An 18,520-nucleotide genomic window follows, 5' to 3' on the forward strand; every position below is an offset into this window, starting at 1 on the left:
GAAAACATGATCAGCGAATGGGTTGTATCAATATTATTGTTATTTGGTGGTACGTTTATTTTAATTGGCTCAATAGGCTTAGTTAAACTACCTGACTTTTTTATGCGTTTGCATGGGCCAACTAAAGCAACAACGTTGGGCATGGCAAGTATGCTAATTGCAGCTATGGTTTATTTTGCAAATTCAGGACATGGCCTAAGTGTTAAAGAAATACTCATTACTATATTTTTACTAATTACGGCACCGATTAGTGGTTACATGCTAATAAAGTCAGCTATTCATCATAAGCTAAAAGCCAAAGAAGGCACTAAAGGCCTAGATAATGTAGAAGACGATTAACATAAAAATATATTTATAAAAGGCCGAATAAATTCATTTTATTCGGCCTTTTTAGTGACTGCTTGTACCCTTTACAAGACTAATTAATAATGTAACTATAAAACGATTATTTATATGAAAGGATATTATTATGGGTAAGGTACTACTTTTATCATTACTGATTTTTTCTAGTAGTTTGTATGCTGAACAAAATACTAAGCAGCAAAAAATAGATGAACTTATTAGTGTAATGAATTTAGATTCAATGGTTGACTCTATGTACGGCCAGGTTGAAGGTATGATGAAAGGCATGTCAGACCAAATGGGCGTTAAGCCTTCTGAACAGGCAATTTTTGATAAATACTACAGCGACATGACGACGGTATTAAAAACTGAAATGAGCTGGGCCAAAATGCAGCCGATGATGATTAGCGTGTACGACAAACATTTTAGTGAGCAAGAAATTGCCGATATGTTAGCGTTTTATAAAACAGATACAGGGCAAAAAATACTTGAAAAAATGCCTGTTGTAATGCAAGAGTCTATGCAAATGTCACAAAGCTTAATGAAAGATGCTATGCCTAAAATACAAACTTTAGCGCAGCAACTAAGCGACGAATTAGAGCAAAGCCGTAGCGAATCAAACTAGGGCAGCGCATGTTTGGTATTTATGCTGCGTTATCGCCTATTTATGGGGAATAACCACACTACATAGGCTCTGCCTTGCCTATAGACCAAACAGTCTGCTGTAAATTAAACCACCAATGATCAACACGCCCTTAGATTAATACGCGCCTTACTTAGGCGCTTCTCTCCTGAATTACACCCCCTCCAGATAATACACGCCCGATATCAGCTTAAGTTAATTATGTTTGTGTCACTATACCAATGAGCAACAATACTTAATCAATTTGAGGGATTAAATTCGGCGCTAACTGCGTTAAACATTTTTGATATACAACTGCATGGATGCAGAGGCAATTAGTGATAACAACTAAATAACGAAACCTTTGCCTTGTTATCAACACGATTTTCTTGTCTTAAATAGGTTACTTAGTTAAGCGAATTGGTATTATTTTATTAGTTTTAAAATAGTCATTGACCTATGTGTTGCACCTAGGTTTATTATGAAGCTACTGAAACACGACGGAGCTAAATTATGTATGTTAAACAACTCGCCAAGTTAATGGGCGTGACTGCCGATACTGTTCGTCATTACACACGTGTTGGGTTACTTAACCCAATACGCAGTGAAGAAAATGGCTATCAAGAGTATACAAAGCAAGACCAGCAGCGTTTAAAGTTTATTATTAGCTCTCGTCAACTTGGTTTTTCACTCAAAGATATTCAACACATTATAGGCGAGTCAGAGCAGGGGAATTGTCCTTGTCCGTTAACGCGTAAACTCATTACTAAACGCCTAGAAGAAACCGAAGCACTATTTCAAGAAACATTAAAATTACGAAACAGAATGCATGCAGCTCTGGCGCAATGGGATACATCAGCCGATGGTGCAAATGCCAGTGACGTGTGTAGTTTAATAGAATCTTTTGTTGATCCAATAAACGATTCTGCAAATAAGGAGCAGCGTAATGACGACTAATACAAAAGACACCGCGCAAAACTTTATTATTGAAGGCGCTAATTGCGGCAGTTGTGTGGCTAAAATTGAAAAAGCCCTTAATAGCGTGCAAGGCGCGCAAAACGTGGAAATGAACTTTGCACAGCGTACTGTCCGTGTAGAAGGTAAAGCTTGCGAAAGCACGCTTATTAAAGCAGTCGAAAACATTGGTTATTCAGCTAAGCCAATGAGTAACGAGTCTGATCAAGATGCACTTGATGAAAAAGCAAAGTCGGATGAGGCACATTATAAAAAGCTAATGCGTAATATGATATTAGCGTTAGGGGTCGGTGCGCCGTTAATGATATACGGGCTTATTTTTGACATGAGTGTGACCACCGACACACAACGAATAGCATGGTTTTTAGTGGGTATAGTCACGCTTGTGGTTATGGCTATATCAGGTAAACAATTTTACAACGGTGCATGGCAGGCATTCAAAAACCATGCTGCCAATATGGATACATTAATAGCGCTTGGTACAGGTACTGCGTGGTTGTATTCAATGTTTGTGGTAATAGCACCAAACTTATTACCGGAAGTTGCAAGACACGTATATTTTGAAGCATCATCGATGATCATCGGTTTAATTAGTTTAGGGCTCGCTTTTGAAGTAAAAGCACGTGGGCGCACCTCACAAGCAATTAAACGCTTAATTGGCCTGCAACCAAAAACTGCACGCGTAATTCGCGATGGGCAAGAGCAAGACATCGACATTAGTGATGTTGTAAAAAATGATGAAGTACGCGTACGCCCGGGTGAAAAAATCCCTGTGGATGGCGATGTTATTGAAGGCAGCAGTACGGTTGATGAGTCAATGCTTACTGGTGAGCCAATGGCTGTAAGCAAAAAAACGGGCGACAAAGTCGTTGCCGGAAGTATTAATAAAAGTGGTACTTTATTATTTAAAGCCACGCACATTGGTAGCGAAACCACACTTGCCAATATTATCAATATGGTAAAGCGTGCACAAAACTCTAAGCCATCAATAGGGCGCTTAGCTGATGTTATATCAGGAATATTTGTACCAACAGTCATGATTATTGCAGTACTTGCGGGCCTTGCATGGTTAAACTTTGGACCTGAGCCATCAATTGCTTATGCCGTTGTTGCAATAACCACTGTACTTATTATTGCGTGTCCTTGTGCGCTAGGACTCGCAACCCCTATGTCGGTTATGGTGGGTATTGGTAAAGCTGCAGAGTCAGGAATATTAATTCGAAATGGTGAGTCGCTGCAAACAACATCTAAAATCACCACCATGATTTTAGATAAAACAGGCACTATTACTCAAGGTACACCGCAAGTTACCGATGTAGTTACGTTTAATAACAGTGATGAAAATACAGTAATGCAACGTGTTGCAAGCCTTGAAAGTAGCTCAGAGCATCCACTGGCAGAAGCAATTACGGCACACGCTAAAAAGCAGGGCTTAGCTTTAAGTAAAGTAGCCGACTTTAACGCAATTACAGGTAAAGGTGTAACCGGCAGTGTTGACGGGCAAACATTGTTGTTTGGTAATAAAGCGCTAATGGATAAATACGATGTAGCCGTTGATGATGCAACCGAGCAAGCTCAAACACTTGCCAGTGATGCTAAAACGCCCATGTATTTTGCAAGTAATAATAAGCTCCAAGCTATTATTGCAGTAGCAGATCCTATTAAAGAGGATTCAGTTGAAGCTATTAAACGCCTGCAAGATAAAGGTATTCACCTAGTTATGCTAACAGGTGACAACAAAGCCACTGCACAAGCCGTTGCTAAGCAAGTTGGTATTGATGACTTTATTGCAGAAGTAATGCCCGATGATAAAGTAAACGAAGTAACAAAACGTCAAGCAAACGGTGAAATAGTGGGTATGACAGGTGACGGTATTAACGATGCCCCCGCACTTGCGCAAGCCGATGTAGGGTTTGCAATTGGCACAGGTACCGATGTTGCAATAGAAAGTGCAGACATTACCTTAATGCGTGGTTCGTTACATGGCCTTGCTGATGCAATTGCAGTGAGTAGTGCAACTATTTTAAATATTAAACAGAACCTATTTGGTGCCTTTATTTATAACGTGGCGGGTATTCCGATTGCAGCCGGCGTGTTGTATCCATTTTTTGGAATACTACTTAACCCTGTTGTTGCAGGTGCAGCTATGGCACTTTCATCGCTTACAGTGGTAAGTAACGCTAATCGCTTACGTTTTTTCAAACCAAATAAATCGTAATTTAAGCTAAGGAGTACATTATGTTGATGATTAATATAGGTGGTGCACTGTTAATAGCCGCAATTATTTATTGGTTTTGGCTATACAAACCAGAGCAAACACAAAGTGATGACAACAAAGTAACGATAGTCGTTGATAACGGTGTTTATAAGCCAGGACACATTAAAGTGGCAGCCAACAAAGAGGTTGTACTTACCTTTGATAGAAAAGACAGCGCGCCGTGCGCCGAAACCGTGGTATTTCCACAGCTTGATATAAGTAAAACGCTGGCAATGGGTGATGGCAACACAGTTAAACTACCCGCGCTTGAAGCCGGTGAGTATGACTTTCATTGCCAAATGCAAATGTATAAGGGCAAGCTAGTTGCTCAGTAACCTGAACTAAGTAGGTGTTGGGGTCGTATAGTTGCCTTATAAAAGTTACGAGTAAGAGTCGCTATATTAAATGAATAAATTAAACCCTAAAAAATTATTGAATAGTAAATGGACCGCAACACCTTCTATAAATAAAGAAAAACACTTCATTATTGTTGAGGTGGAATTTGATGAAGATGGTAATGTAATTGAGTGTATTACCGAGGCTGTTATGTCAAAAAATCAATACCTAATTAGTTGGCGAGATTTAAAAGATAACCAAAAGTGGCTACAAGGGTGGAAGTAGTTTAAATCTACATAATTTACCTCACTCCAATAGCGGCACATTTGCAGATAGCTGGAACACGATATAGGTTTGCTTAACTCAAGCGAACCTATATTTTACGGCGCATTAAGTTATGAACTCAATGCTATAACTTAGCTCATATATCACATTCTTTCTGAGTAATTCGCCATTTGGCAACAAAACAGTTAATTTCAAAGTATCCTTCCAAAATTTTTATAACAAATCTCAAAAACAATGTAACTTACTGATTATAAGTAAATTAATTTTTTAATAGCCGCGAATAAATCCTATGTTACTTCCATGTTCATATTCAGTTTATTTTGAAGACTAACCCGAACGCCCCCGTTATTGGCTTTTTAGCTAAAGTGTGTCTTTTTAATTAAACTTAACCAATTGATTTATAGTGGTTTATTATTTTTAGTTAAATGGCTGTTGCTAAATAGCAACAATAACACCTCCCCAAATTAAGTATCTTTTGCTTTATATCGTTTAACTCATTGTTTTTAAGTAATAAATAAAAAGTGGCACCGAAGTTGTAGTACCTAGAGTGTATCAAGCAAAACGTGATGAAAGCCAAAGGCCTTAATCGCAACAACCCAATGAAGGAATACTATTATGAAAACATTTCAATCAACATTAGTACTAATGGCGCTAGCTTCTTCATCAGCGGCTTTTGCAGCAACAGATTTTGATACGCTAGACGTAGATGGTAATGGCGCAATCAGCCAAGCCGAAGCATCAGTTGATGCTGAGCTTTTAAGCAAATTTGAAGAACTCGATACAAACCAAGATGGTGAGCTATCTGAAGATGAGTTTTCTAAGGCCTAAAATTAAAGCCTTAAGCAGTTTAAGCAGTTAATGCTCTGTAATGTTATCTAAATTCTGAGTTGCCAAAGACAACCTAAGTAGGCAAGGGAGCCTACTAAAAAGAATAACCAGGAAGTGACTAGAGAGCACTATAGAGCAAATTTATTTAGGACACCGCATACTTTTGAAGGATTAAATTATGAAAAAGCTACAATCAACATTTGTACTTATGGCTATTGTTTCTTCGTCAGTAGTATTTGCAAACACACACTTTGAAACACTCGATGCAGACGACAACGCTTCAATTAGCCAAGCTGAAGAATCGGCGCAAGTGATAAAGCAATTTGACGAGCTGAATGTTCAAAGTAGCGGTGGTCCGACAGAAAATGATTTTTTTGAATATTAATTTATAAACACTTTACTCCTAAAGGATCTTTGAAAAGGACTTCTTACCTCTAATCAGGTCACCCCTAATCAGGCTCAAAGCCTAAGGAAACGATTATGAAAACATTACACAAAACTCTAGCTCTTGTAGCCCTAGCTTCTTCTTCAGCGGCGTTTGCTGCGGTAGATTTTGATTCTTTTGATACAGATGGCGACGGCGTAATTAGTAAAACAGAAGCCCAAGTAAACTCGCAACTAGTACAGCTTTTTGATCAATTAGATGCAGATGGAAATGGCGAATTATCTAAAGAAGAGTTTTCGAAGGTTCAGTAATAAGCTCTATGTAGAACCTTACCAGTCATACTCAAAAAGCAGCTAAGTAATTAATACTTAGCTGCTTTTTTGTGCATTTAATTTAATATATTACTGTTTAGTCACCAAAGTAGTGCAAAACTTGAGTTTGAATAGAGTCAAGTTACTGATTATTAAGTTATTTTATTATTGGTTTTAAACTTGCAAATCTATTTATAACTTAGGTTAATGAGTATTTAAAATGGCGCGAATGAGTTATATCAGTAGTGTTGAGCGCTACCACGAATATGAGCATGTAATACACAGCTTACTTGAATCTATTTTGATGAGTATTGAGGATGGGTTAACTAAAGAGCGTGATACCCGCTACCTGATTAAGCAGTACCCATTTTTAGAATTACAATATTGTTTAAATGCAGAAGGTTTGCAGCAGGGTAATAATGTCTGCTTTAAACGCGCATATAGCAAAAAACTAGGTGAAAGTGGTAATCAACAAGATTTAAGCGAGCGCCCCTATTTTTTGAACGCTAAAGCAAGTGATAAAGTGTGCTTTACTGATCCCTACATTTCTATAGCGACTAACCATTTATGTATATCGGCGATTAAAGAACTAAAAAAACCAATTAATAATCAACATTACTTGGTCGTTGATGTGAGCTTAACGCAGCTTATTGAGTTTGTAATGGGTGATACTGCGCGCGCTAATATGTCGCCTTACTTTAAAGCGGGTTACGGTATTATTGTTGCGTGCTTATTTTGCTTAGTATTATTTTTACTAAATATCGTGTTTAATGATATATACGCGCTATTAACCCATGTAGATACCTCATCAGACCCACTTGAACCCTTTAGTATCATTATTTACATCACCCTAGCATTAGCAGTATTCGATTTAGGTAAAACAATACTCGAAGAAGAAATCCTTATGCATAAGGATATTTTTAGGCACTCATCTACGCGGCGCACTATTACACGGTTTATATCTACCGTGTTGATTGCTATATCAATTGAGGCGCTGTTAACTATGTTTAAAGCGGCGCTGGGGCAATCGGAATATTTAATGCCTGCAATAGCGATGATGCTGGCAGTAGTGGGGCTTTTAATTGCACTGGCTATCTATGTTTATTTAGGAGCAAAGGCCGAAACGCTATTAATGCAGGCTCGTTTAAAACAAAAATCCTCCAAGTAGGAGGATTTTTATATTACATAACTATTAATTGTTATTTATTGTTTATCGTGCGCGCGTTTGGCTTTAAAGTCAGACTCGCTCGTCCACTTTGGCCAATCGCCATTGTTTGCAAGTTGAGTGGCTATATCAACAATAAGATCTATATCTTGCTTAACGCCACCTAACGACCAATCAGCTGAGTAGTCGTCTGCTTCTTTATGGTATTTATGCGCAATGTACTCAGGATCGGTATCGCCCAGGCTCATAAATAATAGACTAGGCACACCTTGCTTAGAAAGTGAGAAATGATCAGATCTAAAAAATAAGCCATTTTGCGGGCGAGGATCCATTTTAACAACACGGCCTTGTGATTTTGCAGCCTTTGCTAAATAGTTTTCCATTGTCGATAAATCTTTACCGTATTGTAAAATGTAGTCAGTGCCATCAAGCACGTTCATGCCATCAATATTTAATAGACCGACCATTTTTTTTGTAGGTACAACCGCACCCGATGCAAATTCTTCAGAACCAATTAACCCCGTTTCTTCTGCTGTAAAGTTAGCAAAAATAATTGAGCGTTTAAATGGTTTTTGCTTGTTCATTTTGCTCATGATGCGTGCTATTTCAAGCGTGGCTGCAGTGCCTGAAGCGTTATCTACTGCGCCGTTATAAATCTTAGGGCCAGTATCAGTTTGTTTAGTACCAAAGTGGTCCCAGTGAGCGCTAATAACAACGTATTCGTCAGGTGATTCGCTACCTGTAATTTGTGCAACTACGTTATGCGATTTTGCATGAGATACTTCGTTTTTAAAGGCAAGGTTTGCTTTTAAGTTAAGTGGCGTCGCTTTAAAGTCATCATTTAATGCTGCTTGTTTTAAATCTTGATAGTTAAGCTTTGCGGCGTTAAACATTTTCTCAGTCGCATCAAGTGTTAGCCAGCCCATAACCGGTAATTTAGACGCGTTTAAATTGTTATCCATTAACGTGTATTTAGTGCCGGTGTTTGAACTTTCAACTACGCCCCAAGGGTATGCCGCAGGTGCTGTTTCATGAACAATAAATACAGCCTTTGCACCTTGGCGAGCGGCTTCTTCATATTTATAAGTCCAGCGACCGTAGTAGGTCATTGCATTGCCAGTAAAAAGGGCATCGTTTTGAGTAGCAAAGCCTGGATCGTTAACGAGCACAACCACTGTTTTACCAGTTACATCAATATTTTTATAGTCATTCCAGCTATATTCTGGCGCATTAATACCGTAGCCCGCAAATACAACGTCAGAGCTTCTTACATCAATTAATGGCTGAAGTTGCTCGGTACGTGCGGTAAAGTCTTTGCCTGATTCAAAGCTCAAATCACCTACCTTTAACTGCATGTCCTGATTAGCTGTCACCATTGCCATTTTTACAGGCTGTAAGTATTTACCTTTATAAGCACCGGTTAAACCCAGCGCTTTATATTGCTCGCTTAAGTAGCCTACCGTTTTCACTTCCCCATGAGTAAGCGGGCCTCGGCCTTGAAAGTCATCAGAGGCTAGCGTTTTAATATGCTGTTTAATATTGCTAAGGCTTACACCTGCTGTATTTTCTAATGGGGTTTGTTGGCTTGCAGGCTCTGAGCAGCCAAAGAGTGCAACTAGCAGGCTTAGGCTAGCGCTTTTTAAAAGAGTAGATGCCATAGTCTTCATATTGTTATTTAAATAGGCTTTCAATATAAAGGAAGCACCGCAGCGATGTCGAATTTTTATAGAGAACTTTTCATTCAATTGCAGATTGATTTTATAAGGTGTATAAATAACGAACAACCTAAAGGAGCACATAATGAACCAATGTAAAAAAAGTGGGTATTTATTTATAGCTAGTGGCATTGCATTTTTTGCTGCTGCAATATTAGCTGAGCAGGAGACATTTTTTGTGCTGTCTGCTTCTTTTATAATATTGGGCACTATAAGTATAAAAAAAGCGGCTTAATAACCGCTTAGTTTTTTTAGCTAAATATAAAGCTTAAATACAATACTTGGCACTAAAAGCAAAAAACCAGCATTAGCTGGTTTTTTAGTATAAGTTGCAGTTAGCTTTATGCGTCTGCAAGCTTTACGCGGATCTTACTTTTATCAACAGTAGATTGGTTAAGTGCTTTAATGGCGCTTTTACTTTCTATGTCGTTTGGCATTTCTAAAAAGGCAAAGCCTTTAGATTGGCCAGTTTCTTTATCAAGTACCAAGTTGCAGGTAGTCACTTTACCGTGCTCTGCAAATAAAGTACGAAGCTCATGCTCAGTGGTAGCACGAGACAAGTTACGAACTAATAGTTTCATAATGAACCTAAATAATTATGTCAGTACTAATTATCTCAAGTAACTCAGCTTTAACCTAATTTTATTTTAAAACATATATAAATAAACGTTCTATAGGAATAATTGTTTGTATCACACTGAAAAAACATAGCTTTTATAATTTTAAATGGATTGCCATTAAATTGGTCATGTTAATTGGTAATTGAGTTGTGGTTATTTGCATAGTTAATTGGTAAGTTTATGTTTTATTAACTTACTATTAACTATAAAGCTAACAATGCCTAAATATAATCTTAAACTGCGTAATGTAATTACAACCGCACTTCTATCTTGTTTAGTTGTTGGTTGTGGCAGCTCTGGCTCTGATTCTACGGTGCAAAATAATGAAGCGATTACTTTAAAAACTCCAGCAATAATTGGTGGTAATAGCCGAGGCGAAGTTATTAGTGATAGTAATGATGCAATAACAGGCTCATTAACCATTACTGATCAACAATCCGGTGAGGCTGCTTTTATAGCACAAGAAAATAGCGCTACAAGCTATGGTTTTTTTAGCTTAAATGCTGGTGGAAATTGGTCATATACACTTGATGATTTAAACGCTTCAATAACATCTTTAAGTGAAGACGAAACACTGCAAGACACAATAACAGTAAACTCTTTAGATGGTACTGGCGCACAAATTATCATAACAATTGTTGGTGCACCAATAACTCAAGCTGATGGCTTTGAGAGCATCTCGCACGTGTTATTGCAATCAGATGGCGTAGATTCGGGACTTGACGCATACACACTTATTGAAAATGCATTCGGCGAAGGGTCAATTGAATCTCCAGACTTATACGCTAGCAATCATGAAAGTGTTGTCCATATTATCGAAGATACCGATACGATAATTGGTAACCATTTTGTATTTTTAGCCCACCGAGATGATGACCAAGATAAAGACAAAGGTGCAAGTGACAGGCAACGCAACGAAATAAAAACCTACGATAAATCACCGCAAGAAACACTGGCGTTTGAGGGTGAGACATTTCAATACAGCTGGAAATTTAAAGTAAGTAGCGAGCTTGAGCTTACGAGTAAGTTTAGCCATTTTTTTCAAATAAAAGCCCGTAACGAGAGTAACGACAACACCAATGGTAATGACGATCAGCCTATTATCACTCTCTCAGGAGCGCAAAAAAATAGTACAGGCAATCAACTGCAAGTGCGGTATAGCGCAGGCTTTGACGAAAACGGTAACAGCACGGGTCTTGATAAAAACTTAATTGAAACCGACTGGTCTTTAATTACAGATGAATGGGTCGAGGTATTTGTACAAGCTACATTTAGTGAAAGTGGTAAGCTTGATATGACATTAACGCGCTTAAGCGACAACGCAGAGATATTTAATATAAGCGAGCAAAACATAGATATGTGGCGTGGCTTTAATGATGATGATTTTGCTCGTCCTAAGTGGGGAATATACCGCTCAATTGTTGAAACCGACAGCCTTCGAGTTGATGAAGAACGTGTTAGGTTTGCTGATTTTTCTATCACAAGAGGTAAGTTAGCGCAGTAAGCTATTTTATCAATTAGCATGAAAAAGCCGTTAATAATTATGCATTATTAACGGCTTTTTTTATTCTTTGATAAAAGTGGTTATTTTACTTCTTTGCCCGCTGCTTGTTGATCAGCATGGTAGCTTGAGCGTACAAACGGACCTGAAGCCGCGTGAGTAAAGCCAATTTCGTCTGCATACGCTTTTAAGCCGTCAAACTCTACTGGTGGCACGTAGCGTTTAACCGGTAAGTGATGCTTAGAAGGTTGTAGATATTGGCCTACAGTTAGCATGTCAACGTTGTGTGCACGTAAATCGCGAAGTACTTCTTCAATTTCGCTAATTTCTTCACCTAAACCTACCATTAAGCCTGATTTAGTTTTAACTTCTGGGTGAGCTTCTTTAAAGCGACGAAGTAATTCTAATGACCATTTGTAGTCAGCACCTGGGCGAGCTAGTTTGTATAAACGTGGCGCAGTTTCAAGATTGTGGTTAAACACATCTGGTGGCGTCTCGATTAATATTTCTAATGCGCGGTCCATACGACCACGAAAATCAGGTACTAAAATTTCGATAGTGATAGTTGGATTATGTTTACGAATCTCGCGAATACAATCGGCAAAATGCTGAGCACCGCCATCTCGTAAATCATCACGGTCAACTGAAGTGATTACAACGTAGCTTAGCTTCATATCTTTTATAGTAAGTGCTAGCTTTTCAGGTTCAGTGGCATCAGGTTTTAATGGGCGACCATGGGCAACATCACAAAATGGGCAACGACGAGTACAAATAGCACCTAAAATCATAAAGGTAGCTGTACCGTGGTTAAAGCATTCAGATAGGTTAGGGCACGAAGCCTCTTCACATACCGAGTGTAAGCCATGCTTACGTAGCGCTTTTTTAATGCCGTCAATGCGATCGGTTGATTTAGGTAAGCGAATTTTTAACCATTCTGGCTTACGCAACATTTCAGTTTTTTCTGTAGGTAAAACTTTTACTGGGATCAACGCCATTTTTTCTGCGTCGCGTAGTTTTACACCTGGTTCCATTTTGACTGGTTTATTCATTCGTTTTCAAACCCTTCAGTATGCTTAACCTGTGTTGCATTAAGCTTCTTGATCATGTGTTTCACCAATCCTTCACCTGCACTTTCTAGGTTTTGAGGACCATCTAATTCTTTAGTTTGCACCATATTCATGCCCGCATAACCACATGGGTTAATGCGTAAAAATGGACTTAGGTCCATGTTAACATTTAATGCTAAGCCATGAAACGAGCAACCACGACGAACTCGTAATCCAAGGGATGCAATTTTGCTGTCGTTAACGTAAACACCGGGTGCATCAGCTTTAGCATAAGCTTCAATACCATACTCGGCGAGTGATTCAATAATGCACTCTTCAAGCCATGTAACCAATTCACGTACACCAATCTTTAAACGACGTAGATTAAATAATACATACATCATTTGCTGGCCAGGGCCGTGATAAGTTACTTGTCCACCACGGTCAACTTTAATCACCTCAATGTCGCCAGGAGCTAGTAAGTGTTCGTCCTTACCAGCCTGACCTTGGGTGAATACACTCTCGTGCTCTACAAGCCAAATTTCATCTGGCGTATTTTCATCACGGGTGTCGGTAAAGTCCTGCATTTTTTGCCAAATTGGCATATAACGCTGACGACCCAGTTGGCGTACGATCAAAGTGTTTTCGTTCACAACAAATCTCAACTATGGCTTAAAGCATGTGGCGTACGTCATCAATATTGCTGATCACGTTGTAAATTTCTTCAATGTGTTTGCCACTGGTAACCGTTGCTACAAGGCTTACTGACTCGTAATTACCTTTGCTGCTTGGTTTTACTTTAGGGGCGTAATCGCCAGGTGCTATTGGTTGTAACTTAGCTAAAATTTGATCAGTTAAGTTTACATTAGCTAAACCCATTATTCTGAATGTAAATGGGCAAGGGTACTCTAGGTACTCATCAAATTTAGTATCTTTAACAGGTTGAACCACGACGGTGACTCCTCATACAAAAGTGTGGACTCTATGCAAGCTCGAAGCTTAATACAGATAGGCAATTAGCAGTCTTGCTTATATGGGGCGCATTCTAACATTTTTCAAGTAAAAAAAAACGCCTCACAGTGGAGACGTTTAAATTAGTTACCCTAGTTAATAGGGGAGCTATAAATTACTGCATGATCTGTAAACGTAAGTAATCATAAATTTTGCTAAAGAAGCTGCCTTCTTCCACTTCTTCAAGTGTTACCAGTGGGTATTGAGCAATATCTTCGCCCTCTAGTTGTAAGAATAACGTACCTACTTTAGTACCTTTAGCAAGTGGTGCTTCAAGTGTGTTATCTAGCTCAAAGTTAGCTTTAAGGTTTTTATGCTGACCACGTGGGATAGTAATCGGTGTATCTTCTAAAATACCTAAAGATACATTTTCTTTGTTACCCATCCAAATACGTTGTTCTGCAAAGCTATCGCCTGCTTTGTACGGAGTAATTGTTTCATAAAAACGAAAACCATAGTTAAGTAGTTTTTTACTTTCTACTTTACGAGCTCGTTCGCTGGTAGTACCCATAACAACAGCAATTAAACGCATATCGTTTTTAGTTGCTGAGGTAACTAGGCTGTAGCCAGCTTCTGATGTATGACCAGTTTTAATACCGTCAACATCTAAGCTTTCGTCCCACAATAATGAGTTACGGTTATATTGCTTAATGCCGTTATAAGTAAACGATTTTTGCTTATAAAGTGCATATTCATCTGGCACATCACGAATAAGTGCAGCACCAAGTGTCGCCATATCGCGAGGCGTTGTGAAGTGCTCGTCAGTATCAAGGCCGTGGCTGTTGATAAAGTGGCTGTTGCTCATACCTAATTTAGCAGCATGGGCATTCATTAAATCAGCAAATGCGCTTTCGCTTCCAGCAATATGCTCAGCCATTGCAACACATGCATCATTACCTGATTGGATAATAATACCGTGGTTAAGCTGATCAACACTAATTTGCTTACCTACTTCAATAAACATCTTTGAAGATTCTGGGAAGTTTTTAGCCCATGCTTTTTCGCTTACCGTTACCATATCGGTAGTGGCAATATTACCTGCTTTAATTTCAGTACCAATTACATAACTGGTCATCATTTTAGTTAAACTTGCAGGTGCTAGCTGTGTATCGGCTTCACCTTCAGCAATAACTTTACCTGTTGTAAAGTCGACCAAAAAATAACCTTTTGCATTAACTTGAGGTGGTGCCGGAATAATTTGGGCGCTGGCTGAAAATACGGCGGCTGTACAAACTAGGCCGCATACACCTTTGAGGATTTTATGTTTAATAGATTTCATCATACTCATTAATGGTTAAAGTTAAAGATTCGCGTTACGCCATTTTATACCCAAACCACCCCAAGATGCGAGCATCCTGGGGTAGTTTGGGTATTAGTCTTACTGAGTGTAAAGCAAGAACGCGTTTTGAAATTGATTTTGTTTTAATTTTTTTAATACTTCGTCTGCATGAGGGGTGTCTTTTATTGGCCCTAAATGCAGTCTGTAAATGTCGTCTTTTTGAACGATATTTGTTGGTAATTTGTATTGCTCTCGCAATGTGCTGGCAAGCGCTTCAATATTAGCAAGTGTACTACCTGCAGCTACCTGAATATAGGTTTGACGCGCAGTTGCGCCCGCAAGCGTAACGGCTTCTAGCTTAACCTTTGCTGTACCATGGGTGTAATAGCCAAGCTTGTAAGCGGCTGCGTACGAAAGGTCAATTATTCTATCGTCATGAAACGGGCCCCGATCGTTCACGCGAACGATTACCGATTTACCATTTGCTGTATTGGTTACTTTAACAAAGCTAGGTAGTGGCAGCGTTTTATGCGCTGCGGTCATGGCAAACATATCATACGTTTCACCATTTGAAGTGTGATAACCATGAAATTTACGACCATACCAAGAGGCAATGCCTTCTTCACTAAAGCCTGTTTCATCAAGCATGGGTGAATAACTTTTACCAAGCACTGTATATGGGCGACTAGCGCTGGCGCTTTTAGTTACTTCGGTAACTATAGCGTCTTGCATCTCAAGTGTAGTCGGGGCTCTAAGTGGTGCTGCATCATGGCGCATGCTATAGCGGCTACTAGAGCCGCTACTACATGCATTTAAAAGCAAAATTAATAACGTGGTAAATATAAGCTGATTAGTGTGTCGCATTATTTTAAAAGCATCCTTTTATCTGTTGCGATTGACATAATAATGCCAAATCCTGCCATTAACGTCACCATCGATGTACCACCATAACTAATCAGTGGTAAAGGTACGCCTACAACAGGTAATAAACCCGATACCATGCCTATGTTTACAAATACGTACACAAAAAAGGTGAGGGTGAGTGCGCCTGCGAGCAATTTACCAAATGCATCTTGTGCATTAACAGCAATGTATAAACCACGGCCAATAATAAATAAATAGAGACTAAGTAAAACACATACGCCAAATAAACCAAATTCTTCGCTTAAAACCGAAAATATAAAGTCGGTGTGGCGCTCTGGCAAAAATTCTAGTTGCGATTGCGTACCAAGCAGCCAGCCTTTACCTTCTATACCGCCTGAGCCAATAGCAATTTTAGATTGAATAATATGATAACCCGAACCGAGCGGATCGCTCTCAGGGTCTAAAAAGGTGAGTACACGCTGCTTTTGATAATCGTGCATACCGTAGTGCCAAAATGGCCATGCGGCAAGCGCTACAATAGAGCTTAAAAAGCCGATTAAACGCCAACTTAATCCAGACAAAAACAAAACAAATATACCTGAACTTGCAATAAGTATAGCGGTACCTAAATCGGGTTGTTCTTTAATTAATAATGTAGGGAGCATTACAATCATAAAGCCAATAATTAAGTGCATTGGCCGAGGAGGTAAGTGGTTACGCCCTATATACCAAGCTACCATCATCGGGACTGCCAACTTCATTAATTCTGCAGGTTGAAACCGTGTCACCCCTAAATCGAGCCATCGCTGTGCGCCTTTTGAGCTTACGCCAAATAAAAGTACACCCACTAGCATTAATAAACCAACGCAATAAAGTGGGATCACTAAACGCTTTAATGTGGCAGGCGTAAACTGGGCCAAAACAACCATAGCAACAACCGCGCCGCCCATACGAGTCATGTGCCTAATCATCATTGAAGAGTCTTGGCCGCTTGCGCTGTAAACAACCATTATGCTACCAGCCATCATTATGAGTAATGCAATAAGCAGTGGTAGGTCTAGATGCATACGCATCCAAATAGAGCGTTTATCGTGCAAAGCGGTCATGGTGTATCGTTCCTTGCAAGATTAACTGGATTAGCTGCAAAGTAGTAATCCATAAGTTGGCGAGCAATTTGAATACCGCCGTGGTTGTTTTCTAATACAACAGAAACCACAATTTTAGGATCGTTGTAAGGTGCAAACCCTACGTAAATTGTGTTGTCACGCTGGCGCTCTTTAAGCGATTCTGCATCGTAGCGTTCACCTTGGGCAATACTAACTACCTGTGCAGTACCCGTTTTACCAGCCGAGTCGTAGTTAGTGCCTTTAAATGCTTTGTGCGCTGTGCCTGATATTTTTTGAACTGTATTATGCATTGCATCTAACGATACCTGCCAATGGCGTGGATCTTTTAAAATAACAGGGGGTTTTTCTTCGTTGTTAATTTGCGTTATGTCGCTATCTTTTTTTATTACTTGCACCAAATGAGGTGGATGATTAATACCACGATTAACTAATATGTTAGTCGCATTTGCAATTTGAATTGGTGTAGCAGTCCAGTAACCTTGACCAATACCTACCGAAATAGTATCACCACGCCACCAAGACTCTTTAAAGCGTCCTTCTTTCCATTCTTTTGAAGGTAGAATAGCAGTAGTTTCTTCATGAATATCAATACCTGACAAATCGCCGTAGCCAAAACGGGCCATAAAATCACTGATTTTAGTAATGCCTAATCGATAAGCCGCATCGTAAAAATAGGTATCGCACGACTCTTCAATCGCCTTGTATACATCCACATGACCATGGCCCCAACGTTTCCAATCTCGCCATTTGTGTTCAACATTTGGAATTTGAAAAAAACCAGGATCCCACATTGATGTTGATTCATTTACTATATTTTCTTCAAGTGCTAATACAGCCATTAAGGGCTTTACCGTAGAGGCAGGCGCATAACGACCTTGCGTAGTACGGTTTATTAACGGACGGTCTTGGTTAAGTAACGCTTTATAGTTTTTGCTGCTAATGCCGTGTACAAATAAATTTGGGTCGTAACTTGGGTTTGAATAAAGTGCCAGCACGCCACCATCTTTTGCATCCATAACTACAACAGCGCCACGCATATCTTTAAGCCCATGCTGTGCAATTTGTTGCAAGCCAATGTCTAAGGTAAGCACTAAATCGCTACCAGGTTGTGGCTGGGTCATGCTTAGAGTGCGAATTACACGGCCACGGTTATTAACTTCTACCCGTTGTGAGCCCACTTTACCGTGCAATGTCTCTTCATAGTATTTTTCTAATCCGAGCTTGCCAATATCATATGTAGCACGGTAATTGGTTGCACGATCTTCTTGTTCTAATTGGTTTAGCTCTTTTCTATTAAGCTTGGCAACATATCCAAGCGCATGCGTTAGCGTGTCACCAAATGGGTAGTAGCGAGCCAGACGTGCCTCAATACTAAAACCAGGGAATTTATGTTGATTAACCGAAAATTTCGCCACTTCAGTTTCGTCTAAGCGGGCTTTTAATACTTGTGATTTAAAACGACGGGTGTGTTTTATATCTTTTAAAAAGTCTTGTTTATCTTGCTCTGTAATCGCAATTATTTTACTTATTTGATCAAGCGATTCGTCAAGGTCATCTACCTCTTCGGGGATGACTTCAAGGTTGTAAACAGGTTTGTTTTCAGCAAGTAGCACACCGTTACGGTCGTAAATTAAACCACGGTTGGGTGCAATAGGAATAACTTTAATGCGGTTATCGTTGGAGCGGGTTTGGTAGTCTTGGTGATCTTCTACCTGAATAGTATAAAGATTAGAAAGCAATACAGCGACTAATCCTAATACAAAAACAAAACCCACGAATGCTCGCCTAGCAAATAAGTTTGCTTCTGCGGAGTGGTCACGAATAGTGGGTCTATGTTTTAGCATGGCAAGG

21 protein-coding genes are annotated in these 18,520 nt (G+C 39.3%); 12 read left to right on the plus strand and 9 right to left on the minus strand.

Annotated features, from left to right (window positions below):
- Window positions 1–6 precede the first annotated feature (6 nt).
- The 10 genes from I6E82_RS11475 (at window position 7) to I6E82_RS11520 (ending at window position 7,509) form a co-directional block, all read left to right on the plus strand.
- Window positions 7–339 carry a Na+/H+ antiporter subunit G gene (locus tag I6E82_RS11475; RefSeq protein ID WP_007585525.1) on the plus strand — a complete coding sequence of 111 codons (333 nt, stop codon included), beginning with the start codon at window positions 7–9 and terminating at the stop codon, window positions 337–339.
- Window positions 340–469: 130 nt separating this feature from the next.
- Window positions 470–967, plus strand: a complete 498-nt coding sequence (locus tag I6E82_RS11480; RefSeq protein WP_010554687.1) for a DUF2059 domain-containing protein — start codon at window positions 470–472, stop codon at window positions 965–967.
- 510 nt (window positions 968–1,477) lie between these two features.
- Window positions 1,478–1,921, plus strand: a complete 444-nt coding sequence (locus I6E82_RS11485; RefSeq protein ID WP_010554688.1) for a MerR family transcriptional regulator — start codon at window positions 1,478–1,480, stop codon at window positions 1,919–1,921.
- Entirely contained in the window at window positions 1,911–4,157 is a 2,247-nt protein-coding gene (locus I6E82_RS11490; RefSeq protein ID WP_197117963.1) for a heavy metal translocating P-type ATPase, read from the plus strand. Before I6E82_RS11485 ends, I6E82_RS11490 begins: the two co-directional genes overlap by 11 nt.
- Before the next feature lie 20 nt (window positions 4,158–4,177).
- Complete coding sequence (locus tag I6E82_RS11495) at window positions 4,178–4,531, plus strand: cupredoxin domain-containing protein (protein ID WP_007378488.1); 354 nt, start codon at window positions 4,178–4,180, stop codon at window positions 4,529–4,531.
- A gap of 70 nt (window positions 4,532–4,601) precedes the next feature.
- Window positions 4,602–4,817 (plus strand): TIGR02450 family Trp-rich protein, encoded by a 216-nt coding sequence (locus tag I6E82_RS11500; RefSeq protein ID WP_197117965.1) that lies wholly within the window; start codon window positions 4,602–4,604, stop codon window positions 4,815–4,817.
- Between the two features lie 615 nt (window positions 4,818–5,432).
- On the plus strand, window positions 5,433–5,645 hold the full coding sequence (locus I6E82_RS11505; RefSeq protein ID WP_007585535.1) for a calmodulin: 213 nt from the start codon (window positions 5,433–5,435) through the stop codon (window positions 5,643–5,645).
- Between the two features lie 178 nt (window positions 5,646–5,823).
- Window positions 5,824–6,030, plus strand: a complete 207-nt coding sequence (locus I6E82_RS11510) for a calmodulin (protein WP_169059900.1) — start codon at window positions 5,824–5,826, stop codon at window positions 6,028–6,030.
- Between the two features lie 95 nt (window positions 6,031–6,125).
- Window positions 6,126–6,341 carry an EF-hand domain-containing protein gene (locus I6E82_RS11515; protein WP_002958509.1) on the plus strand — a complete coding sequence of 72 codons (216 nt, stop codon included), beginning with the start codon at window positions 6,126–6,128 and terminating at the stop codon, window positions 6,339–6,341.
- A 220-nt stretch (window positions 6,342–6,561) separates the two neighbouring features.
- Window positions 6,562–7,509, plus strand: a complete 948-nt coding sequence (locus tag I6E82_RS11520) for a PDC sensor domain-containing protein (protein WP_197117967.1) — start codon at window positions 6,562–6,564, stop codon at window positions 7,507–7,509.
- 35 nt (window positions 7,510–7,544) lie between these two features.
- Here I6E82_RS11520 and I6E82_RS11525 read toward each other — a convergent pair whose 3' ends face one another.
- Window positions 7,545–9,164: a M28 family metallopeptidase gene (locus I6E82_RS11525; RefSeq protein ID WP_197117969.1), complete on the minus strand. Its 1,620-nt coding sequence runs from the start codon at window positions 9,162–9,164 to the stop codon at window positions 7,545–7,547.
- Between the two features lie 142 nt (window positions 9,165–9,306).
- Between I6E82_RS11525 and I6E82_RS11530 the strand changes: the two genes are divergently transcribed.
- Window positions 9,307–9,456 (plus strand): hypothetical protein, encoded by a 150-nt coding sequence (locus tag I6E82_RS11530; RefSeq protein ID WP_165783596.1) that lies wholly within the window; start codon window positions 9,307–9,309, stop codon window positions 9,454–9,456.
- Between the two features lie 106 nt (window positions 9,457–9,562).
- On the opposite strand, the gene I6E82_RS11535 is transcribed toward I6E82_RS11530, so the two are convergent.
- Window positions 9,563–9,802 carry an RNA recognition motif domain-containing protein gene (locus tag I6E82_RS11535; protein ID WP_007585551.1) on the minus strand — a complete coding sequence of 80 codons (240 nt, stop codon included), beginning with the start codon at window positions 9,800–9,802 and terminating at the stop codon, window positions 9,563–9,565.
- Window positions 9,803–10,058: 256 nt separating this feature from the next.
- Here I6E82_RS11535 and I6E82_RS11540 point away from each other — a divergent pair, with 256 nt between their 5' ends.
- The gene (locus I6E82_RS11540; protein WP_101216166.1) at window positions 10,059–11,345 is read left to right on the plus strand and encodes a VCBS domain-containing protein; all 1,287 of its coding nucleotides are present in this window, start codon (window positions 10,059–10,061) and stop codon (window positions 11,343–11,345) included.
- Window positions 11,346–11,425: 80 nt separating this feature from the next.
- On the opposite strand, the gene lipA is transcribed toward I6E82_RS11540, so the two are convergent.
- The 7 genes from lipA to mrdA all read right to left on the minus strand — a co-directional run bounded on the left by lipA (window position 11,426) and on the right by mrdA (window position 18,513).
- Window positions 11,426–12,391, minus strand: a complete 966-nt coding sequence (gene lipA, locus I6E82_RS11545) for a lipoyl synthase (protein ID WP_002958515.1) — start codon at window positions 12,389–12,391, stop codon at window positions 11,426–11,428.
- On the minus strand, window positions 12,388–13,041 hold the full coding sequence (lipB, locus tag I6E82_RS11550) for a lipoyl(octanoyl) transferase LipB (protein ID WP_010554695.1): 654 nt from the start codon (window positions 13,039–13,041) through the stop codon (window positions 12,388–12,390). The genes lipA and lipB overlap by 4 nt, the downstream gene beginning before the upstream one ends.
- Window positions 13,042–13,060: 19 nt before the next feature.
- Window positions 13,061–13,339, minus strand: coding sequence for a DUF493 family protein YbeD (gene ybeD, locus I6E82_RS11555; RefSeq protein ID WP_002958517.1), 279 nt, complete (start codon window positions 13,337–13,339; stop codon window positions 13,061–13,063).
- Window positions 13,340–13,514: 175 nt separating this feature from the next.
- Complete coding sequence (locus I6E82_RS11560; protein ID WP_010554697.1) at window positions 13,515–14,678, minus strand: serine hydrolase; 1,164 nt, start codon at window positions 14,676–14,678, stop codon at window positions 13,515–13,517.
- Between the two features lie 99 nt (window positions 14,679–14,777).
- The gene (locus I6E82_RS11565) at window positions 14,778–15,542 is read right to left on the minus strand and encodes a septal ring lytic transglycosylase RlpA family protein (protein ID WP_101216138.1); all 765 of its coding nucleotides are present in this window, start codon (window positions 15,540–15,542) and stop codon (window positions 14,778–14,780) included.
- Complete coding sequence (rodA, locus tag I6E82_RS11570) at window positions 15,542–16,648, minus strand: rod shape-determining protein RodA (protein ID WP_197117971.1); 1,107 nt, start codon at window positions 16,646–16,648, stop codon at window positions 15,542–15,544. The genes I6E82_RS11565 and rodA overlap by 1 nt, the downstream gene beginning before the upstream one ends.
- A complete protein-coding gene (gene mrdA / locus I6E82_RS11575) occupies window positions 16,645–18,513 on the minus strand; it encodes a penicillin-binding protein 2 (RefSeq protein ID WP_033012431.1) in 1,869 nt (622 codons plus the stop codon). The genes rodA and mrdA overlap by 4 nt, the downstream gene beginning before the upstream one ends.
- Between the last annotated feature and the right edge of the window lie 7 nt (window positions 18,514–18,520).

This window comes from Pseudoalteromonas sp. NZS11, from assembly GCF_015864765.1.
Classification (GTDB): Bacteria; Pseudomonadota; Gammaproteobacteria; order Enterobacterales; family Alteromonadaceae; genus Pseudoalteromonas; species Pseudoalteromonas arctica.